Source organism: Gordonia sp. SL306 (genome assembly GCF_026625785.1).
Lineage (GTDB): Bacteria > Actinomycetota > Actinomycetes > Mycobacteriales > Mycobacteriaceae > Gordonia.
In genome coordinates, this window is record NZ_CP113063.1 from 2,183,342 (window position 1) to 2,200,521 (window position 17,180).

The window sequence follows — 17,180 nt, forward strand, 5'->3', positions numbered from 1 at the left end:
TGGTCAATTCGCCCGTTGGCTGCGGGCTCTCGACGAGTCGTCGTCGTTCCTGAGCTCGTTCTGTCCCATCCACCAGCGAGCGATGTCGATGCGCCGGGCGAACCAGACGTCCGGGTGTGCGCTCGCGTACTCCAGGAAGCGCCGGACCGCGTGCGCCCTCGCGGGCCGCCCGACGAGGCGTAGGTGCAGTCCCAGGCTCATCATGCGTGGCGCCTCGGATCCACCGAGGAGCAGTTCATCGAGCGTGTCGATCAGTTCGTCGCCGAACTGACGGCCGGTTGCCAGTCCCGGCGTGGTGGCCAGTCGCATGTCGTTGGTGTCGAACGCGTACGGAAGCACCAGATGCGGCTTACCGAACTCGCTGTCCCAGTACGGGAGTTCGTCGTCGTAGGCATCGCTGTCGTAGAGAAGGCCGCCGTGTTCGACCACGAGGCGGCGGGTGTTCGGACTGGTGCGGCCCGTGTACCAACCGAGGGGTCGCCGTCCGGTCGCCGAGGTGATGGCGTCGACCGTCCGCGCGATGTGATCGCGCTCCGTCTCCTCGGCGACGCCGTGATAGTCGATCCATCGATATCCGTGGCCGCAGATCTCATGGCCGCGAAACGCGAACTCGGCGGCCAGTTCTGGATAGCGCTCCACCGCCATCCCACACGCGAACACCGATGCGGGTACGCGATAGGCGTCGAGGATGTCGAGGAGTCGCCATACTCCGACCCGTGTACCGAAGTTGTACATCGATTCGGTCCGCAGGTCGCGCGCCCCGAACCGCGGCCGACCGTCGGCGACGTCGCAACCGCCGTTCTCCGACGAGTCATCGCCGTGGAGCACATTGTGTTCGGCGCCTTCCTCCCAGTTGATCACCACGCTGACCGCGAGCTTCTTGCCTCCCGGCCACCGCCACATCGGGGGTTGCTCCGCGTAACCGCGCAGGTCGCGGGGATACGTTTCACTCAACGCGGGCCGCCTGATGCGCCTGGCGGTAGGAGATCGATGTCGCATCGGCCAGTCGCGCAGCCCACCACACGGTGGCGATGGCCGAGTCGATCGCGTGGTCGGTGCTGGTGGACACGTTGGTGGAGATCACCGCCACCGGCCTGCCCTCGGGACCGGCGAGGGCTACGACGGTGGCGTCGAGTTCGGCCTGCGGGATCTTGGCGTAGTCGATGTTGCGGGTGATGCCACCCGCCTTGTCGACCTCCACCGAATAGCCCTGATCGCTCAGGCACTCGTGCACTCGACGATGCAGGGCATCGGCATTGGGCGTGTACAGCGCGATCCGTTTCGTTCCGGCCTCGGACAGGGCGGCCATCTGCGCGCGATACGACGTCGACGTCGGAGTGCCGGTGCGCGTGTGCATCGCTGCGGCGATCGAGTCGTCGGCGTGCCGGCTCAGCCAGAAGCCGGTCGTGCCGGCCCACATGATGGCGTCACACTCACAATCGGCCAGCAACTCTGCCGCGTCTGCCAAAGTGTCGGTGGCGAACTGACTCTCCGATTCGGTTCCCTCCTCCACCGAGCGGACCCGAATTCGAGTGCAGACCGCCGAGATCCCAAGGGCCGAGATGAGATCAGTCGAGTTCAGCAATCGCTCCATGGTCGGATTCGACGACGGGATGACGAATCCGATACGTGGTCGGCTCACCGTCTCCTCCTCTCGTTCATTCCTGCACCCACCAGGTGCGAATCATTCGGCGATGCGAGACGCTCTGCCAGAGAACACAACCGGCTCTCGGTCCCCGGAACACCCACCAGCTGCACCGATATCGGCCGCCCGTCGTCTCCGTGGCCGACCGGCATCGACAACGCGGCCAGCCCGGTGAGCGACACCGCCCGCAGATGTGCCATCAGCTGATGCCCCGACAACGATCTGCCGCCGACCTGCACCTCTTCGGCAGAGCCCACCGCTCCGGTCGGCGCGCACGGCACGATCACGGCGTCGTACCCTCTCAGTGCATCGCCGATGCGCCGACGGACACGCATGGCGGTCGTCCACGCATCGCGAACGTCGCTGCCGACGACCACCTCCCGCGGCGCGGCCTCCAGCACCGCACGGGTGGAGCCGCAGAGGAGTTCTTCACGCCCACGGGCCAATTCGTGGACATCGGCGTGGTCGTCGAGCTTGGCGCGTAGCTCGCTGTACGCCTCCAGGGCGTCGGCGAACAGTCCGTCGGCCGGGTCGACAACCAGCCCGCCCTGCCGCGCCCACTCGACGACCGACGACAACGCGGTCCGCACATCGTCGGAGATCGGCGCGATCTCCGAGCCGTCGGTGACCAGCACCCGGCCCGTCGACTCCCCGTGTCCCTGCTGATCCGCGAGCACACCGATGACGTCGGCGATCTTGCCTGCGGACCGGGCCATCACACCGACCACTTCGAGTTCGCTCGCCAGTCGCCATGGGGCCCTGGCGAGTCCGATCGGTGCGCTGCGGTCGGCACCGAGCCCGCCGATGCGTCCGTACGTCGGAACGTTGCCCACGCCCGGACGGAGCCCGAAGATGCCGAGCGCCTGGGCTGGCCAGCGGATGGAGCCGCCGTAGTCGCCGGCGATCGCGAAGTCGACGATGCCGGTCGCGACGGCCACCGCGTCGCCGCCGCTCGATCCGCCGGGCGACAGGTCGTCGCGTGTCGGGTGCAGAACCCGACCGCCCAGGCGAGTGTCGGTGTCGATGCCGAAACCGAATTCCGCACAGTTGGACTTTCCGAAGAAGACCGCACCGGCCCGGCGCGCGCGGGCGACCGCCGTGGCATCGACCTCGGGACGAAAGTCGTCGAGGACGAGGCTGCCCCCACGTGTCGGGACACCGGCGACAGCGAACAGGTCTTTGACGCTGAACAGGTCGCCGTGCAGCGTCCCCGGACGGGCGACGGTCGCCTCCGCACGTACCGCGTCGGCGTCGACGTGGACGAAAGCGTTGTTCCACGAGTAGTTTTCGTATCTGGAGAGCGCCTGTTCGACAGCAGTTTCCGTGGTCAACGGACCCGCTCTCGTTCGGCACGTACGCCGGCCTCGATACGATCGGCGATCGCGCGTCGCAGATGGTTGAACTCCGACGATGTCACATCGCGCGGATGCGGTGAGTCGACCTCGAAGATCTCGGTCACCTGACCGTCGGCCATGGTGGCGATCCGATCGCTGAGGACCAGAGCCTCTTCGATGGAGTGGGTGACGAACAGGGTGGTCACCTGACGCTCTTGTTGCAGCCGCACGGCGAGCTCCTGCATCTCGCGGCGCACATACGCGTCCAGGGCAGCGAACGGTTCGTCCATCACGAGCACGTCGGGTTGCATCGCGAGCGCCCGCGCGATGCCCACGCGCTGCGCCATGCCGCCGGACATCTGGTGCGGATACCGGCCGGCGGCGTGCTCCAGACCGACCTCGGAAAGCTGTTGCAGCGCTCTCGCCTTGCGTTCGCGCCGCGACAGATGGAGGTGCCGCAGGCCCTCGGCCACGTTGCCTGCCGCAGTGAGCCAGGGGTACAGGGTCGGCGCCTGGAAGACCACGGCACGGTCGGGTCCTGCGGTGCGCACCTGGCGATCACCGACCCGAACCGTTCCCGAGTCGGGTCGTTCGAATCCGGCGAGCAGATTGAGCAGGGTGGTCTTGCCGGTGCCACTCGGACCGAGCAGCGAGAAGAACTCGCCGGCTGCGATCTCGAGTGTGCACTCATCGAGGGCCGTGGTGCAGCGTCCTTTCTGCCAGTACTCCTTGGTGACCCGGTCCAGTGTCACGGGCGTGGACGTCGTGGTGTCGATCGTGGTCATGCGCGTACTCCTGTTGCGGTGTGCCAGCGGAGGGCCGATGCGGTGATCGCGCGCAGGAGCATATCGGTTGCCAGACCGCAGATCCCGAGGACGATCATGGCGGCGAACACGCCCGGGTAGTCGAGGTAGTTGTAGCAGTTCCAGATGGTGTAGCCGAGGCCGGAACGTACGGCCAGCATCTCCGAGGTGACCGCCATCATCCAGGCCAGGCCGAGTCCGATGCGCAGCCCGCCGACGATCCCGGGCAGCGCGGCGGGCAGGACCACCGCGAACGTGGTGCCGAGTCGGCCGCGGCCCATCATCCGAGCGGCACGCACCAGGTCGCGGGCAACTCCCGAGACCGCCACGGTGCTCGACGCCGCGATCGGGAAGACCGCACCCAGGAACACCAGGAAGTAGTTGGTGACCGCGCCGATGCCGAGAACGACGATGCACACCGGAATCCAGGTGGTGGGCGGAACCGGTCCGAGGATCCGCATGGTCGGGGTGAGAAGTTCATCGGCCCATCGGGATACGCCGATCAGCAGACCGAGGAGGACGCCGATCACCGCCGCCGACAGATAGCCGATCGCGACTCGCTCCAGTGTCGCAGCAACGTCGCCGGGCAGCTTGCCGCTGTAGAACATGCCGCCCTGCGATCCGGTGGCCCAGTCGTTCAGCGTGGACAGCACCATCGACGGCGACGGGATGAGCGCCTTGGGAAAGATCTCCAGGCGTACCACCACATCCCATCCGGCCAGGATGAGGATCGGGACGATCGCCCCGACCGCTATCCGTCGAATCATCGTGGCGGCGTTACCGGTTCTGCTTCGGAGATCGCGGGGTTGCGGACCGAGAGCCGGGTCGGCGGTGGTCTGCGTCTGCGGCTCGGCCAGAACCATCGAGTCGCTCATTGTGCGTCGCCCAGTTCCGTGGAGGGCTGGCCGGTTGCGGTGGCGAGCATCGAGTAGTCGATGTGCTCACGCAGTTGCGCGTCGGTCAGCGGCTTGGAGATCAGCTTCTGCGCGTACATGGCGTCGGCGATCGCCTTGATCTGGGTGAACGGCATGTCGACGCTCGGTGAGAGTTGCGTCATGGCCTCGTCGATCGCGGGCTGCGGCACGTTGGTGTACTTCTTGATCGCGCCGATCCAGTCTTGCTGCCCTTCCGGAGTTTTCAGGTACGGGACGAGTTCACTCATGCCCTGCGCGACCGCTTTGACCTTGTCGGGCTGCTTGGCGATGTAGTCCTTGCTGACCACCACCACGTTGGTCAGATCACCTGCGGCCTGGTCGTAGGGGAACGTGAAGTGCTCGGCGAACTTCTGGTCGATGATCTCCGCGGCGAACGGCTGGGCGGGGATCGCGGCGTCGACCGAGTCGTTCGAGAGCGCCTGTCCCATGCCCTCATAGGGCACGTTGGTCATCTCCACGTCGTTGTTGGGGTCGATGCCCTTCATCGGGAGCTCCAGGCGCAATTCGATGTCCTGGACGGTGCCGAACTGTGATGCGATCTTCAGCGGCTGACCGTCGGCCTTGGCCTTCTTCGCCGCGGCGGTGAAGGCAGGCCAGTCGTTCGCGTTCAGTCCCAGCTTCGGGCTGACCACGAAGTCCGAGCCACCATTGACCTGCCCGCTGATCGCGACGATCGGCAGTCCCTTGGAGATGAGGCTGACGAGTGCGGTGTAGTCGATCTGTCCGACGTTGATCTGGCCCGACGCGAGGCCGGTGCTGAGATCCGACAGCTTGGTGAAATTCTGGTAGGTGACGTCTTGTCCCGGCATCTTGTCGGGCAGCAGCGACATCGAGAGGCAGTGTGCGCATTGGGGCGAGGCCACCACGATGCTGTCACTCGAGGTGTCGCTGCCGCAGCCGGCGACAAGGGCGGTCGACGCGGCGACCGCGACGGCGGCCAGGGTGGTGGTCAGTCTCTTGGTGAATCGTGCACGGCGCATGGCTGCGCTCCTCCATCTCGCTGATGACGTGGGTACGGCCTGAGGCCGACGTCATTGACGGTAGGAAGGCGCAGTTGCCCGACCGTAACGCGGGAATCAAAGATGATTACGCAAGTGGTCTTACCAATCTGCCTGTCGAGGTCGCGGCGTCCTCGTCAATGACCGGGCTGGTCGCCGCGCGTCGCCGACGCACCCGGGCGATGGTCGCACCGTCTCCGCCGAACAGGTCGCCGCCGATCCGGGACAGGTGATCGGTCATGGCGTCGGCCGCACCATCTTCGTCGCCGAGCGCGATCGCCTCGAGGATCTGCCGGTGCTCGTCGGCCTGCACGTCGGACTGGTTGGTGGTGGCGCTCGACCCGTTGAGCAGCGCCCACATCGGGTGCGACGCCACGTCGACCAGTTGTCTCGTCATCCCGGCGATCACCGAATTGCCGCAGTAGCCGGCCAGTTCCGAGTGGAATGCCTGGCTGAGCTGGAAGTAGCTGCCGAATCGCCGTTCCCGCACCGGCTCGGCATCGCCGAGGTCGGACGCGTCGATCAGGGCATTGAGCCGCCGGATCTCGTCGAGATCCAGCCGTCCGGCGCACATCCGCGCCATGGTGGGTTCCAGGTGCAGTCGCGCCTCGAGAAGATCCTGCGGCGTGGCGTCGAGCAGTCCGAGCGCGGGATTCTGCAGGTGATGGCCGCGCTCGGTGATGTAACAGCCTGAGCCACGTCGGATCTCGACCACACCGAACAACTCCAACGCCAGCAGGGCGTCCCGCACCGTCGGGCGCGACGTGCCGCATTCGACGGCCAGGTCACGTTCATTGGGCAGCCGGTCCCCCGGGCTCAGCCGGCCCGCACTGATGGATGTGAGCACCTGGTTGACCACCTGCATGTACTTGCGGCCAACCCCGGGGACCTGTGGGATGAGTTCGGACACGAAGGTCAGGATAGTTGGTCTGACCAGTTCGCATCGTTTGAGTATTCCGACGGCGTATCCGCTATTCAAGGTCTGCCCATTCCCGCCCGGACACATTCAGCAGCACCCGTGAATACACGGTTGCGCAAACCGAAAATGCCCGATAATCTGAATCTATCGAACATACGTTCGAGTCCGGGCATCAGGGGGTGCAGCGCGGTGAACACCACAGATTCGCAGACCGAGATCGTTGCGCTGTACGCCGAGTTGCACAGCGTTCTCGACCGAATCAGCGTTGCGTCTTCCACACCCGCCTCCGATCTGGAAGTCATTGAAGCCGCCGAGTCTCATGAACGCGCCGTGAAGCGGATGAGCTGGATCGGACACCGCCGAGTACTCGACGTGTCCGACCGGGCAGCGCACATCAAGGCCGGGTACCGATCGCTGTATGCATTCATGGCGGCCCGGTTGCGGATCACGAACCCAACTCGGCGCCGGCGGCACATGGAAGCTGTCGCACAGATGTACTCGATGCAGGGCGAATTGCTCCCTCCTGCGTGCCCGGCCACTGCCGCTGCGCTGGCAGAGGGAGCCGTCGGCCCCGACCACGTCGAGGAGATCCTGAAAACGCTGCGCCACATCCCATCGTCGGTCTCCACCGAAGACAAGGTCGCCGCCGAGTCCCAGCTGGCGCAGCACGCCCGCGAGTTCGATCCGGCAACCGTTGCTCGACTCGGTGCACAGGTGATCGCTCATCTGGACCCCGACGGAAGTCTCACCGACGACCGCGATCGGGCGCGTCGGCGCAGCTTGAGTCTTGGCAAACAAGACCCGCAATCGATGAGCACCCTGAGTGGCACACTCGACCCGATCACCCGAGCGATGTTCGACACTCTTCTCGATGCGTGGGCCGCACCGGGTATGAACAATCCCGATGACGAGAGTTCACCGCGCGGCGGCAAGGTCGATGCTGACTCGAAGATCCTCAAAGAGGCTGCGCGACAGGATATGCGCTCGCAGTCCAAACGGAACCACGACGCGCTCACCGCTCTGCTGAAAGCGGCGCTCGGTGGTGGCGTGCTAGGAAAGAGCCACCGCGGATTGCCGCCGCATCTGATCGTCAAGATCACCGAATCCGAGCTGCGCGAGCGCGCCGGACTCGGCGAAACTGCCGGTGGTGCACATCTTCCCATCAAAGATGTCATCGAGCTGGCGGCCGAGGCACAACATCATCTGGCAGTGTTCGCCGATCACAGCCCTGAGATTCTCTACCTCGGCGAAGCTCAGCGGCTCGCCAACCAGTCGCAGCGATTCGCGCTGTTCGCCCGTGACGGCGCCGGATGCACCTGCCCTGACTGCACACAGCCGTTCACCCGCCTGGAAATCCACCACGCCGAACGGGACTGGGCCGACGGAGGCTGGACAGACGTCTCGGACCTCGCCGGGGCGTGCCCGAAACACAACCGGATGGTCGGCCCAAAGGTCGGACAGTGGACGACCCACATCATCCGGGAAGGCCCCGACACCGGTCGGCCGGCGTGGACTCTCAACAGCGACGGCACTGGACCCCCGAACTCGCCGAGGGTCAACCGCATCCACCACGTCGGCGAGAACCTCGACCGACTACTCCGCGGTGTGTCACCGCCCCCGACCATCGACTCACGGCGCGAGGACATGTCGCGCGAGGAACGACGCCGCGTGCAGAACGCGGTTTCCATGGGATGGCTGGTACGTGCCGTCCGGTGGGAGGATCTCGGCCTGGCCGGATGATGTTCGTGGCCGCGTCGACCTGGGAACATCCGCAAACGCTACGCTCTCAGGCATGAATTCTGGGATGACGGGGCGTCCATCGCAAGCTGGGTCGATGGCTTCCGGGTCGCATCGCGAGCTTCCGGTCCCACTGGTCGGCGCGATCTGTCTGATGTACTTCGGCGCCGTCGTCCAGATCGCGGGTTTGGTCGCTGCCCTCACCGCCATGAACACGGCGGCACTGAAGGTTCGCACCCAGCATGCGCAGGGTTCGGGACTCGCCGACGCAGACCTGGAAGGTTCGGTCGATACGGGCCTCGGCGCGGGCGTCGCTGTCGCCATCGTCGTCAGCGCGATCGCTGTCGGGCTGTGGATCTGGATGGCCCGCGCCAACGCTCGCGGGCAGACCTGGGCCCGGAGCACTGCGACCACGCTCGCTGTCCTCGGCACGGTGTTCGGCCTCTTCTCGGCGGTCCGCGCCGACACTGATTTCACGATGATCACCAACTTCGTGATGTGCGTTCTCGCAGTGGGCATCATCGTGTTGTTGCATCGTCCGGACTCACGCGAGTACTACGAAGCGATGTCGCGGTAGGACACCGGACTGCGCCGGTGAGCGGGCATGTTCGCCACGCATTCCGTCGCCGAAGCGGTCTTCCTCTCCACGCGTGTGGTGGTCATGGCGCCGCGACCGGGACGGATTCTCGACGTAGTCGACATCCCGTTCGACTATCCACGTTCCCGTGGCCTGCGTTTCGGACCGGAGTTCAACGAGATCTGCGCACATATCGACAATCAACTACGGGAGGTCGTGCTGTGACCCGTGCATCGGAGGTCGTCACCGTGCGAGCAACCGGGACCGCGGAGATCGAGGTCGCCGACGTCGAGGAGGGATCGCCCACCGCCGCGCGGTCGCACAGCAGCGCCAGTAGCGGCTCGACGGGACTGGACTTGCGGTGCTCGGACGTGTCCTCGGTCCGGCAGCGGTATTCGTCGCGGTGCTGGGTCTGTGGTCGCTGGTGAGTTACGTGATCCTGCCCGAGCAACGGAGGTTTCTGGTGCCGCCGCCGGGCGATGTGTTCGCCGCTGCGCTCACCGGACCGGAAGCAGCGCACATGTGGTCGGCGCTGGGACGCACGACCGTCGTCGCGCTCGTCGGCCTGGCGATCGCCTTCGTGGTTGGTGTCGGGTGGGCTGTCGTGATGTCGCAGGCACGCTGGATCGAGAACTCGCTGTTCCCCTATGCGGTGGTGCTGCAGTGTATTCCGATCCTCGCCGTGGTGCCGGTGGTCGGATTCTGGTTCGGCTTCGGGTTCGTGTCCCGGGTGTTGGTGTGCGTGCTCATCGCCCTGTTCCCCATCGTATCCAACACTCTGTTCGGATTGCGCTCTGTCGACGTGGGTCACCGCGACCTGTTCGCGTTGCACTGCACGAGCAGGTGGGTTCGCCTGCGCAAGTTGGAGATTCCGTCGGCGCTGCCGGGGCTCTTCGCCGGGCTACGCATCTCGGCCGGGCTGTCGGTGGTCGGAGCGGTGGTCGGCGACTTCTTCTACAAACAGAACTCGCCGGGCATCGGCATCCTGATGGACACCTACCGTGCTCGACGCGAGTCGGCGGAGTTGTTCGCGGCCGCCAGCCTCGCGTCCCTGCTCGGCGTGTCGGTCTTCGTGGTGTTCGGGTGGATCGGACAGCGGGTGGTGGGACGCTGGTCTCGCGCGTGAGGTGTTTCTCCACGGCGCTGGTCGACTCATATCCTCACACGAACACCGGAACCGTCGTATGCAGTGGCGCTCCTGCGTAGCGGTCCACGACCTTGTTCAGCTCGAACTGCACGTATTGCAGGTTGGCGCCGACCACCTGTGACCGGAGGTGACGGACCTATGACGGGCGCCGTGTCACACGCGCGGTGCTTACGCTGGTCATACGCTCATCGGCGGCGCGCGCTAAGGGTTGACCTCGATCTGGGCTAACACAGTCGTTAGGATGCGCGGTCGCCTCCGCGACGCTGATGACCCCGGAAAGATACGGTAACAGGCGCTGCGAGGCGCGGCGTCCGAAGATTGCGGTGGATACGGCGCCATCCGGCAGCGCCCTATCCACGCCGGTTTTAGCGGCATTCAGCGCTGCCCCTCACCCACCCACGGCGACGCGCAAGCTGTCTTGCCGATTCGAGCCGCAATGTCCCGGAACATGTAATCCGGACTCTTGCGATGACGGCAGCGGACGACAGTTCCGTGCCGAGACTTAGTCGGGATCGAGGAAGAAACGTACGTGATTGACCGACTAGGTTCTATTCGGCCTACAGGTCGCAGTCGACATGGGTCCACTCGTTGACGTAGAACCACTGCCGAACTTTTCCGTCCCAGATCACTCCGCGATAGACACGGTGGGAGTAGTCGGGCCAAAACTGAATGTCGTACTTTGTCGTGCTCGATAGCTGCCATCCCGCGTTGTTGGACGCCTTGATGTACTTTGTGCGGCACCAGACGCTGTCCTTGGGAGTGAGTGGTGGACGGGGCCCCCCGTAGTTGAAGCGTGGGACGCTGAGCCTTGGAACCTTCGGCCAGCCGCAGCCCCAATTCAGGCTCCCGTCAGGCTTGTACGCGCTGCATGCCGCCTGAGCGTCAGGGGTTCCCGAATGGGGAGCGATCGCACCGACTACGGAAACAGCGGCTGCAAGAGTGAGAGAAAGGGCGCCACGGTTGATCCTTCCCATGTCATCTCCTTCTTATTGCTAATGTTCGTCGTCTCCATGCGCCTCCGGCATGGACCTCGTCGTCGCAGTTTCAGGTCGGTTGCTGATGATGGGATACGACGTAGACGACGACGCGAAATCTGTTCCAGAGCCTTCAGATTGGTCGTACGAGAAGACTGCACTGATAATCGCTCCCATCCGCATGATCACTGCGAACGCTACACCAGACCTGGAATATTGAGCACTGAATCCGCAGCACGGAATATAATTAGCGTCGCGAACCATCGTGTGCTGCAACGGTATTGCCCGCCACGTCAGCGATGCTCAAGATGCTATTGGTGCTTGTGTGTTTGCGTGCCGGCTTCATTCGTTCGATTGAATCCGTTGCGTGTACGCTTCACCGGCTCGGCATCTTCTTTCGGCTCAACCGGAAGCCGTGATGCGTTGCAGCACAGCGCTTCATTGTTCAAACGTCACAGGGGTGGAACTCTCAAACAGCGGCGGATCGAAACAAGAGCCGCAGAGAGCTTTGTGCGTTGCGGGCACGGCGCTGCAGCTTCGCGCTTACCGTAGCCCATAGATCGGTCAACTATTGAATAGATCCGAGGTTTGTAATGAAGAATCCTGTTCGATCATTCTTGCTGGTCTTGTTGGGCGCGGGGTTGGTGTCAAGTCTGTTCGTTGGCGTCTCCGAAGCCAGTCCGATCGGCGCCAACGGGCGCCCGCCTGGCAATGCGTCGTCACCAAATGTCGCGCAGTGCAAGTACAAGCCAGCCTGGTCTGCTCTACAAGTATCAATCGGTGGCCCTACCGTGCGAACTAGCCGCGTTGTGAGAGTGCGATACACGCTGCTCGCGCAGAATGCCGTAAACCGCAGAGGAGTGGCCGCGGTTTCGTCACCATTCGTGACGGTGCGTCCCGGCCGGCCCTACACTTTCGCTCCGGGCAACATCCAGGTGCATTGGAGGCAGAATGTGCGCCTGTATACCCTTGTCGAGTTCGCGACCGGCGCACGAAGGATGCCAGCGATCGCGTTCGTTGCTGATCGCTACCAGTATTTCAACGGGCAGAACGTCGGTCCGTTCGGCCCCTTCCGCAGTTGCTATCGACCGTGAATGAATGAAAGGGACTGCCCCCGGTTTGGTTGACATCTGATCTGTGAGGACCACTCCTCACGATGGGAGGATGTCCACATGCCGAAGCCTTTCCCCGAGGAGTTCCGCCGCGACGTCATCGCCGTCGCCCGCAAGGGCGAGGCCTCACGGCGTCAGATCGCCAAGGACTTCGGAATCTCCGAAGGGCGCCTGCACCCCGCTGGCTGAAGATCGCTGACCGCGAGGTCATGCGTCGTGCCGTCGCCTATCTGTCCCGGGACGTCAACCCACAAATGATGTACCCGCTGGTCCTCGACCTCGCTGCTGACCGAGTGCCCGTCACGGTGACCTGCCGGGTTCTCGGATTCTCCACCCAAGTGTTCTACAAGTGGAAAAAGGACCCAGTTTCACCACGAGATTGGGACGCCGCACACCTCATCAATGCCGCGCGCGAGATCCACACCGACGATCTCGCCTTCGGCTACCGCTTCATCGCCGTCGAACAACCCCGGCCGGGGAATCGCCGCCGGCGAGAATCGCGTCGCCAGGCCGTGCTCACAGGAGCGAATCTGGTCGGTGTTCGCGAAGAAGAAGGGCCTGAACACAAAAGGGAGGCCCGCACCGACGAGGGCAAGCTCTACCTCTGCGCGATCAAGGACCTGTACTCGACCAGAATCGTCGACTACTCGATCGACTCCCGGATTGAAGGCCTCGCCGGCCGTGTCCGCCGTGCGGAACGCAGTCGAGCACAGAACCCCGTCCGGGGCCATTGTTCACTCGGACCGCAGGAGTCAATTCCGATCTCGGAGATTCGTTCATAAGCTGTGCTGCAATGGATTACAGGGTTTCATGGGTCGGGTCGGAGCGTGTGGCGACAATGCCCGTCATGGAGCGTTCTTAGGCCCTCAATGGTTACCCGCGCAACTACCGTTCCCGATCTCGAGGCCGCGCTGGCCACGCAGACAAGTTTCACTCCAGACCCCGACGACGCCGGCTGGTTCCGCGGCGAAACCTCGACGACGCCGCTCTACCTTCGAATGGGGAACTTTCCCGACGAGCACCTCTACTCCCTATATCTTGGACACGGACGCTGGATGGACTTCACCTCATCTCCCGACACATGAACCGTGATCACCAAGGGAGACTGGCCCAGTTCTGCTCGACCGCGACTACCCAAGGGTCAGTTCCATGAATGACGATAATCGGGTCGAGCCGAACTCGGCCAAGCCCAACTGGACTATCTCATTTCGAAATGAATTGACCCGCAAGCTAACCCGCGACGTTCAACCGTTCAACCGCACGACCATCACCAAGCTCGTCACGAGCGTCGGGATGTTTCACGTAGTGCTGCAGGAAGGCCAGAAGCTGATCGGCGCCGACAGCGAAAAGGTCAGCGGCAACCGTGATCGACCGTTGCAGATCACGGCGGGCCGGGGCGAGGGGCCCGATGAAGTTGATGTCGACCTGTGCGTGGGCACCGTCAGCGACGGTGATCGCCAGTCCCAGATTGTTGTTCGAGGCCACCGGCTCGACGTCGACGATCTCAGACCAACGAATCTGCTGGCGCGCCTTGAACCCTTGCACCACCAGATCATCAGGCGTGCAGTCGATTGTGGGGAACCGTGCAAACCCCATCGCTAACCAGATCAGGGCCACTGCTCCGTACAGTCCCAACGCCAGAGCGACAAACGGCAGAACCATGTCGAAGCCTGAGCTCATCGGGAATGTCAACGCATCCGTCCACATCCCAACGGCGAGGGTCACGCTTGCGATGACTGTCAGTACAAAGACGACCCAGTATCCCCATTCCAACGTCCTGGGCATCTGGAACGAAATCGTGCCGGACGCAACGGTGACAGCCGTCCGCGGTGCGACGGAGTTCCTCAGCCGCTGCCGCATGATGACGATCGTCAGCGCTGCTACGGCGAGACAGCCCACAGCAGCTGGGAGATAGAACAACACGTAGACAAGTCGGGCATCTCCGATGGCGCGGATGCCGTGGTAAGCCCAGAAGAGCCCCAACACCGCGAGTGCCGCGACGACCACCACAAGCACTTTCGTCTTGCTTCGGACACTGTCCCAGCCGGCGAGCCCGTCAACGTGTTCCCCGCTCAATTGCAGACCGCCTTACCCAATTCAGAACCCACCCAACCGAACGCCCACGCTCCTCCGGCCCCGAGAACACCGGCCGTCACCACATTGACCCCGGGAATCGGGACCGCGGCACCCAGGGCTCCGCCACCCCAACCGCCGGCAACACCCCCTAGGCCGGCGATGGCTGCTCGGCACTTGTCAGCCCCGCTGTCCGCGGTCACCACGTCATACATTGCGACGCCCGACGCAAGCGCAAGACCACCGTATTTTGCTCCGTAGTGAAGATCTTCGACGGTGTTCTTGGTGAGCGTCGGCAGAGACTTCTGTAGTGCGTTGCCGCTTCCGGCTTCGGTACCCGAAATTATTCCGCCCGCCGTGGTGAGCGCTGGGTGCGAGAAGAACTCACTGTTGGCGGGTATCTCCTGCGGTTCCCGGCCGAGCGGGTAAACGGTGCCGGAGCGATACCCATTGGGATTGGAGTAGATCTCGACAAGCGTCTGATCCGCATACCGGATCGACGTGGCAGTCGTCCCGTTGTCCATCTCGAATGATTTGGTTGTGGAGACGAGCGCACCATCCGGATCGAAGGCCTCTTCGACCGTCATCGGTCGCACCCGGCTCGAGCCGCCGTACGTGGTCGACTCGGTGAACACCTTCTTGCTGCCGTCCTGCATGAACACCGTCGTCGTCGGCTCGCCTTTGGCGTTCATCCCTGGCGTCTTCGAGGCCACGGTCACCGCGGCATCCGCATCGGCGATCGCGCGCTGGTACATCATTCCCTGCAACAGCATCGGATTCGGTACATCGTCGGACGGCGGCGCACCGCCGGTGAGCATCTCCGCCAGGTTGGGCCCGGTCGCGATGAATCCTTGTGCGGTGGCCGCGGCGCGCGCACTGTCGGCGACCCCGCTGTCAGCAGCGCCGACAGCACTCACCAGCGGATTCAGTTCGCCCTGCAGCTGGTTGCGACGATCCACCAGCTTCTCCGCCTCCTCTGGGGTCAGCTCGATCGGCTTGATGGTGACGACCCAGTGGTCACCAACGAGGAACGAGTCCGCCTCAATGTCCGCGACCTTGCCCATCACCGTCGTTTTCGCAGACGTCAACGTCCAGTAACCCTCGGTAAGCACGTTCCCGAGCCCCTCCGAAAGATCTCCGACGACGACGGCCTTCTCCTTGGCCCGGCCGTACGAGCCAGCCGCAGAGACGTGAGCTGTTCCGTCCCATGCCTTTAACGCGGGCAACTGGTTACACCGAGCCTCGATGCCCGCGCCCGCACCCTCGATCGCCGCACCCCTCGACTTGATCGCTTCGGCACCGGTGAGCAGACCGCCAAAGGTCCACCCGTTGAGACGCGACCGCGACGGAATCACCGCGGGAACACCTTGTCGATCGCCACCGCCAAGTCTTGATCGGTGACTTGGTAGGAGTCGGCTGAGCCGCGCGCCGCGGTCGCCAACGCATCGAATCCGTCGGACAGATTCGTCACCAGACCGGTCACAAACGCATCGATCGAGTTCGCCGCCCAGAGGCTGGTGGAACCAGGCATCCCCGCAAACGCAGCGGGCACGCTATTCGACAGGTCGTTCTCGCTCACCGTGTCTGCAGTCCGAGACGTTTCGCCTGCAAATGCGCGCAGGGTATCCGGATCAACCAGCATTCGCGTCCCCCTAGGCTCTGCTGCTGCATACCGTCCTTGGGTCCGGATGCTAACAGTCGACCAGCACCGAACCATCTCCATGCGCCCTTGTTCATTCGCGTCGATGACACGACTCCCTCGACGTCGACGCCAACATCGGTAAGGAAGCCCTCGCGCTCCCGGTCGAGCACCGTGTGGGCACGTTCTTCGAGAACACCCAGCACGGTCCTGACCTTCTGGCCTACGCGGTACAGCACGCCGTCGGCGATGACCGGCAGGCGTTCGCGCAGCGGAACCTGTTCGGGCCATCGGGCATCAAGGAGAGCGACTACTTTCTCTACCCGCGGCCGCAGCCGCCACACGTATGGCTACGCCTTTCATTTCATGCCGCCCGCCGGTGCGACTCGGATTGGTGATGGTCAACGACGGCGTGTGGCACGGCAAGCGGATTATCGACTCCGGGTGCATCCGCCAGTTACGCTCGCCGTCGTCAGCGACCCGCTACTGCGGGTGCTTGTTCTGGGTCAACAGCTCCCTGTGCACCGGTTCGTCGTTCCCGTCGCGGTAGACCCGACGACATCGTGCCCCTCCCCGGGATGCCGTCCGACGCCTACGCGATGGTCGGCTTCCTACAACAGAACAACTTCGCCGTGCGGAGTCTCGGCCTCCTCGTGAGATCGAACGGTTTCCTCGGCGACGCCTCCCCGACCCGGGCACCGTACTGAGCGCGAGCCTCAACGGCGAGCTCTACCACGAGTCCTTCCCACAACTCGCCGACGCGTTCCGTCCCCCCGGGCGACGATGAACCTAAACTTCGACCCCATGCAGTTCGCCGATCCGAATGTGACGCTGGGCTCGATTGGGGTCGGACCCTATGCCCCGAAGGACTGCACGGTCATTGCATGCGGGACGAACCCGCTGCGGGCGCCGTGCAGGGGAATCCGGGTTGCTTTGCGGTGACGTGTGTTCCGGGGCTGCCGGGTTCGTCGGGGAGTCGGGGAGGGTGAGGTGACAGGAGTCATCGCGGGACCAATTGCCGAGGCCAGCGCGCTTCGTTGACGTCACGGATTTCAACTGAATGAACGACACACGAACCATGTTTCGGCGTCGTACCAGCGTGGGACAATCGCGAAGTTCGAGTTGTCCATACGTCTCCGCGCGCAACCGCTTTAAGCATCGGGAACTGGGGCAACCGCGCGGCAACCAAATCTGCTACTTCGATTGCTGATAGTGGACTGTCACGTAGTCGAGCCGACTAGATCGGGGGCAGCGCCGCCAGTGCCGACTGCCGACCTCGCGGACCTA

General features: G+C 64.0%; 15 protein-coding genes and 1 pseudogene. 6 read left to right on the forward strand and 10 right to left on the reverse strand.

Annotated elements, in window-relative coordinates; genetic code table 11:
• Positions 1–3 precede the first annotated feature (3 nt).
• The 7 genes from OVA31_RS10025 to OVA31_RS10055 form a co-directional block, all read right to left on the reverse strand.
• Entirely contained in the window at positions 4–954 is a 951-nt protein-coding gene (locus tag OVA31_RS10025) for an allantoinase PuuE (protein ID WP_267630944.1), read from the reverse strand.
• On the reverse strand, positions 947–1,642 hold the full coding sequence (locus OVA31_RS10030; RefSeq protein WP_267630945.1) for a hypothetical protein: 696 nt from the start codon (positions 1,640–1,642) through the stop codon (positions 947–949). The genes OVA31_RS10025 and OVA31_RS10030 overlap by 8 nt, the downstream gene beginning before the upstream one ends.
• Complete coding sequence (locus OVA31_RS10035; RefSeq protein WP_267630947.1) at positions 1,639–2,976, reverse strand: amidase; 1,338 nt, start codon at positions 2,974–2,976, stop codon at positions 1,639–1,641. The genes OVA31_RS10030 and OVA31_RS10035 overlap by 4 nt, the downstream gene beginning before the upstream one ends.
• On the reverse strand, positions 2,973–3,764 hold the full coding sequence (locus tag OVA31_RS10040) for an ABC transporter ATP-binding protein (protein ID WP_267630949.1): 792 nt from the start codon (positions 3,762–3,764) through the stop codon (positions 2,973–2,975). Before OVA31_RS10040 ends, OVA31_RS10035 begins: the two co-directional genes overlap by 4 nt.
• Positions 3,761–4,657: an ABC transporter permease gene (locus OVA31_RS10045; protein ID WP_267630950.1), complete on the reverse strand. Its 897-nt coding sequence runs from the start codon at positions 4,655–4,657 to the stop codon at positions 3,761–3,763. Before OVA31_RS10045 ends, OVA31_RS10040 begins: the two co-directional genes overlap by 4 nt.
• Positions 4,654–5,697 (reverse strand): ABC transporter substrate-binding protein, encoded by a 1,044-nt coding sequence (locus tag OVA31_RS10050; RefSeq protein ID WP_267630951.1) that lies wholly within the window; start codon positions 5,695–5,697, stop codon positions 4,654–4,656. Before OVA31_RS10050 ends, OVA31_RS10045 begins: the two co-directional genes overlap by 4 nt.
• Positions 5,698–5,803: 106 nt before the next feature.
• Positions 5,804–6,625, reverse strand: a complete 822-nt coding sequence (locus tag OVA31_RS10055; protein ID WP_267630952.1) for a FadR/GntR family transcriptional regulator — start codon at positions 6,623–6,625, stop codon at positions 5,804–5,806.
• Positions 6,626–6,823: 198 nt separating this feature from the next.
• Between OVA31_RS10055 and OVA31_RS10060 the strand changes: the two genes are divergently transcribed.
• The 5 genes and pseudogenes from OVA31_RS10060 to OVA31_RS10080 all read left to right on the forward strand — a co-directional run.
• The gene (locus tag OVA31_RS10060) at positions 6,824–8,374 is read left to right on the forward strand and encodes an HNH endonuclease signature motif containing protein (protein ID WP_267630954.1); all 1,551 of its coding nucleotides are present in this window, start codon (positions 6,824–6,826) and stop codon (positions 8,372–8,374) included.
• A 94-nt stretch (positions 8,375–8,468) separates the two neighbouring features.
• On the forward strand, positions 8,469–8,948 hold the full coding sequence (locus OVA31_RS10065; RefSeq protein ID WP_267630956.1) for a hypothetical protein: 480 nt from the start codon (positions 8,469–8,471) through the stop codon (positions 8,946–8,948).
• 27 nt (positions 8,949–8,975) lie between these two features.
• Positions 8,976–9,173 carry a hypothetical protein gene (locus OVA31_RS10070; protein ID WP_420714168.1) on the forward strand — a complete coding sequence of 66 codons (198 nt, stop codon included), beginning with the start codon at positions 8,976–8,978 and terminating at the stop codon, positions 9,171–9,173.
• 136 nt (positions 9,174–9,309) lie between these two features.
• Positions 9,310–10,074: an ABC transporter permease gene (locus OVA31_RS10075; RefSeq protein WP_267630957.1), complete on the forward strand. Its 765-nt coding sequence runs from the start codon at positions 9,310–9,312 to the stop codon at positions 10,072–10,074.
• Positions 10,075–12,241: 2,167 nt separating this feature from the next.
• Positions 12,242–13,039 (forward strand): annotated as a pseudogene (locus OVA31_RS10080) (DDE-type integrase/transposase/recombinase); the annotation flags it as partial.
• A gap of 372 nt (positions 13,040–13,411) precedes the next feature.
• On the opposite strand, the gene OVA31_RS10085 reads toward OVA31_RS10080, so the two are convergent.
• The 3 genes from OVA31_RS10085 to OVA31_RS10095 are packed head-to-tail and all read right to left on the reverse strand — an operon-like array spanning position 13,412 to position 15,896.
• Entirely contained in the window at positions 13,412–14,257 is an 846-nt protein-coding gene (locus OVA31_RS10085) for a hypothetical protein (protein ID WP_267630958.1), read from the reverse strand.
• Positions 14,254–15,609: a hypothetical protein gene (locus OVA31_RS10090; protein ID WP_267630959.1), complete on the reverse strand. Its 1,356-nt coding sequence runs from the start codon at positions 15,607–15,609 to the stop codon at positions 14,254–14,256. The genes OVA31_RS10085 and OVA31_RS10090 overlap by 4 nt, the downstream gene beginning before the upstream one ends.
• A complete protein-coding gene (locus tag OVA31_RS10095) occupies positions 15,606–15,896 on the reverse strand; it encodes a type VII secretion target (protein WP_267630960.1) in 291 nt (96 codons plus the stop codon). The genes OVA31_RS10090 and OVA31_RS10095 overlap by 4 nt, the downstream gene beginning before the upstream one ends.
• A 173-nt stretch (positions 15,897–16,069) precedes the next feature.
• On the opposite strand from OVA31_RS10095, the gene OVA31_RS10100 reads away from it, so the two are divergent.
• Complete coding sequence (locus tag OVA31_RS10100) at positions 16,070–16,291, forward strand: hypothetical protein (protein ID WP_267630961.1); 222 nt, start codon at positions 16,070–16,072, stop codon at positions 16,289–16,291.
• Positions 16,292–17,180 lie beyond the last annotated feature (889 nt).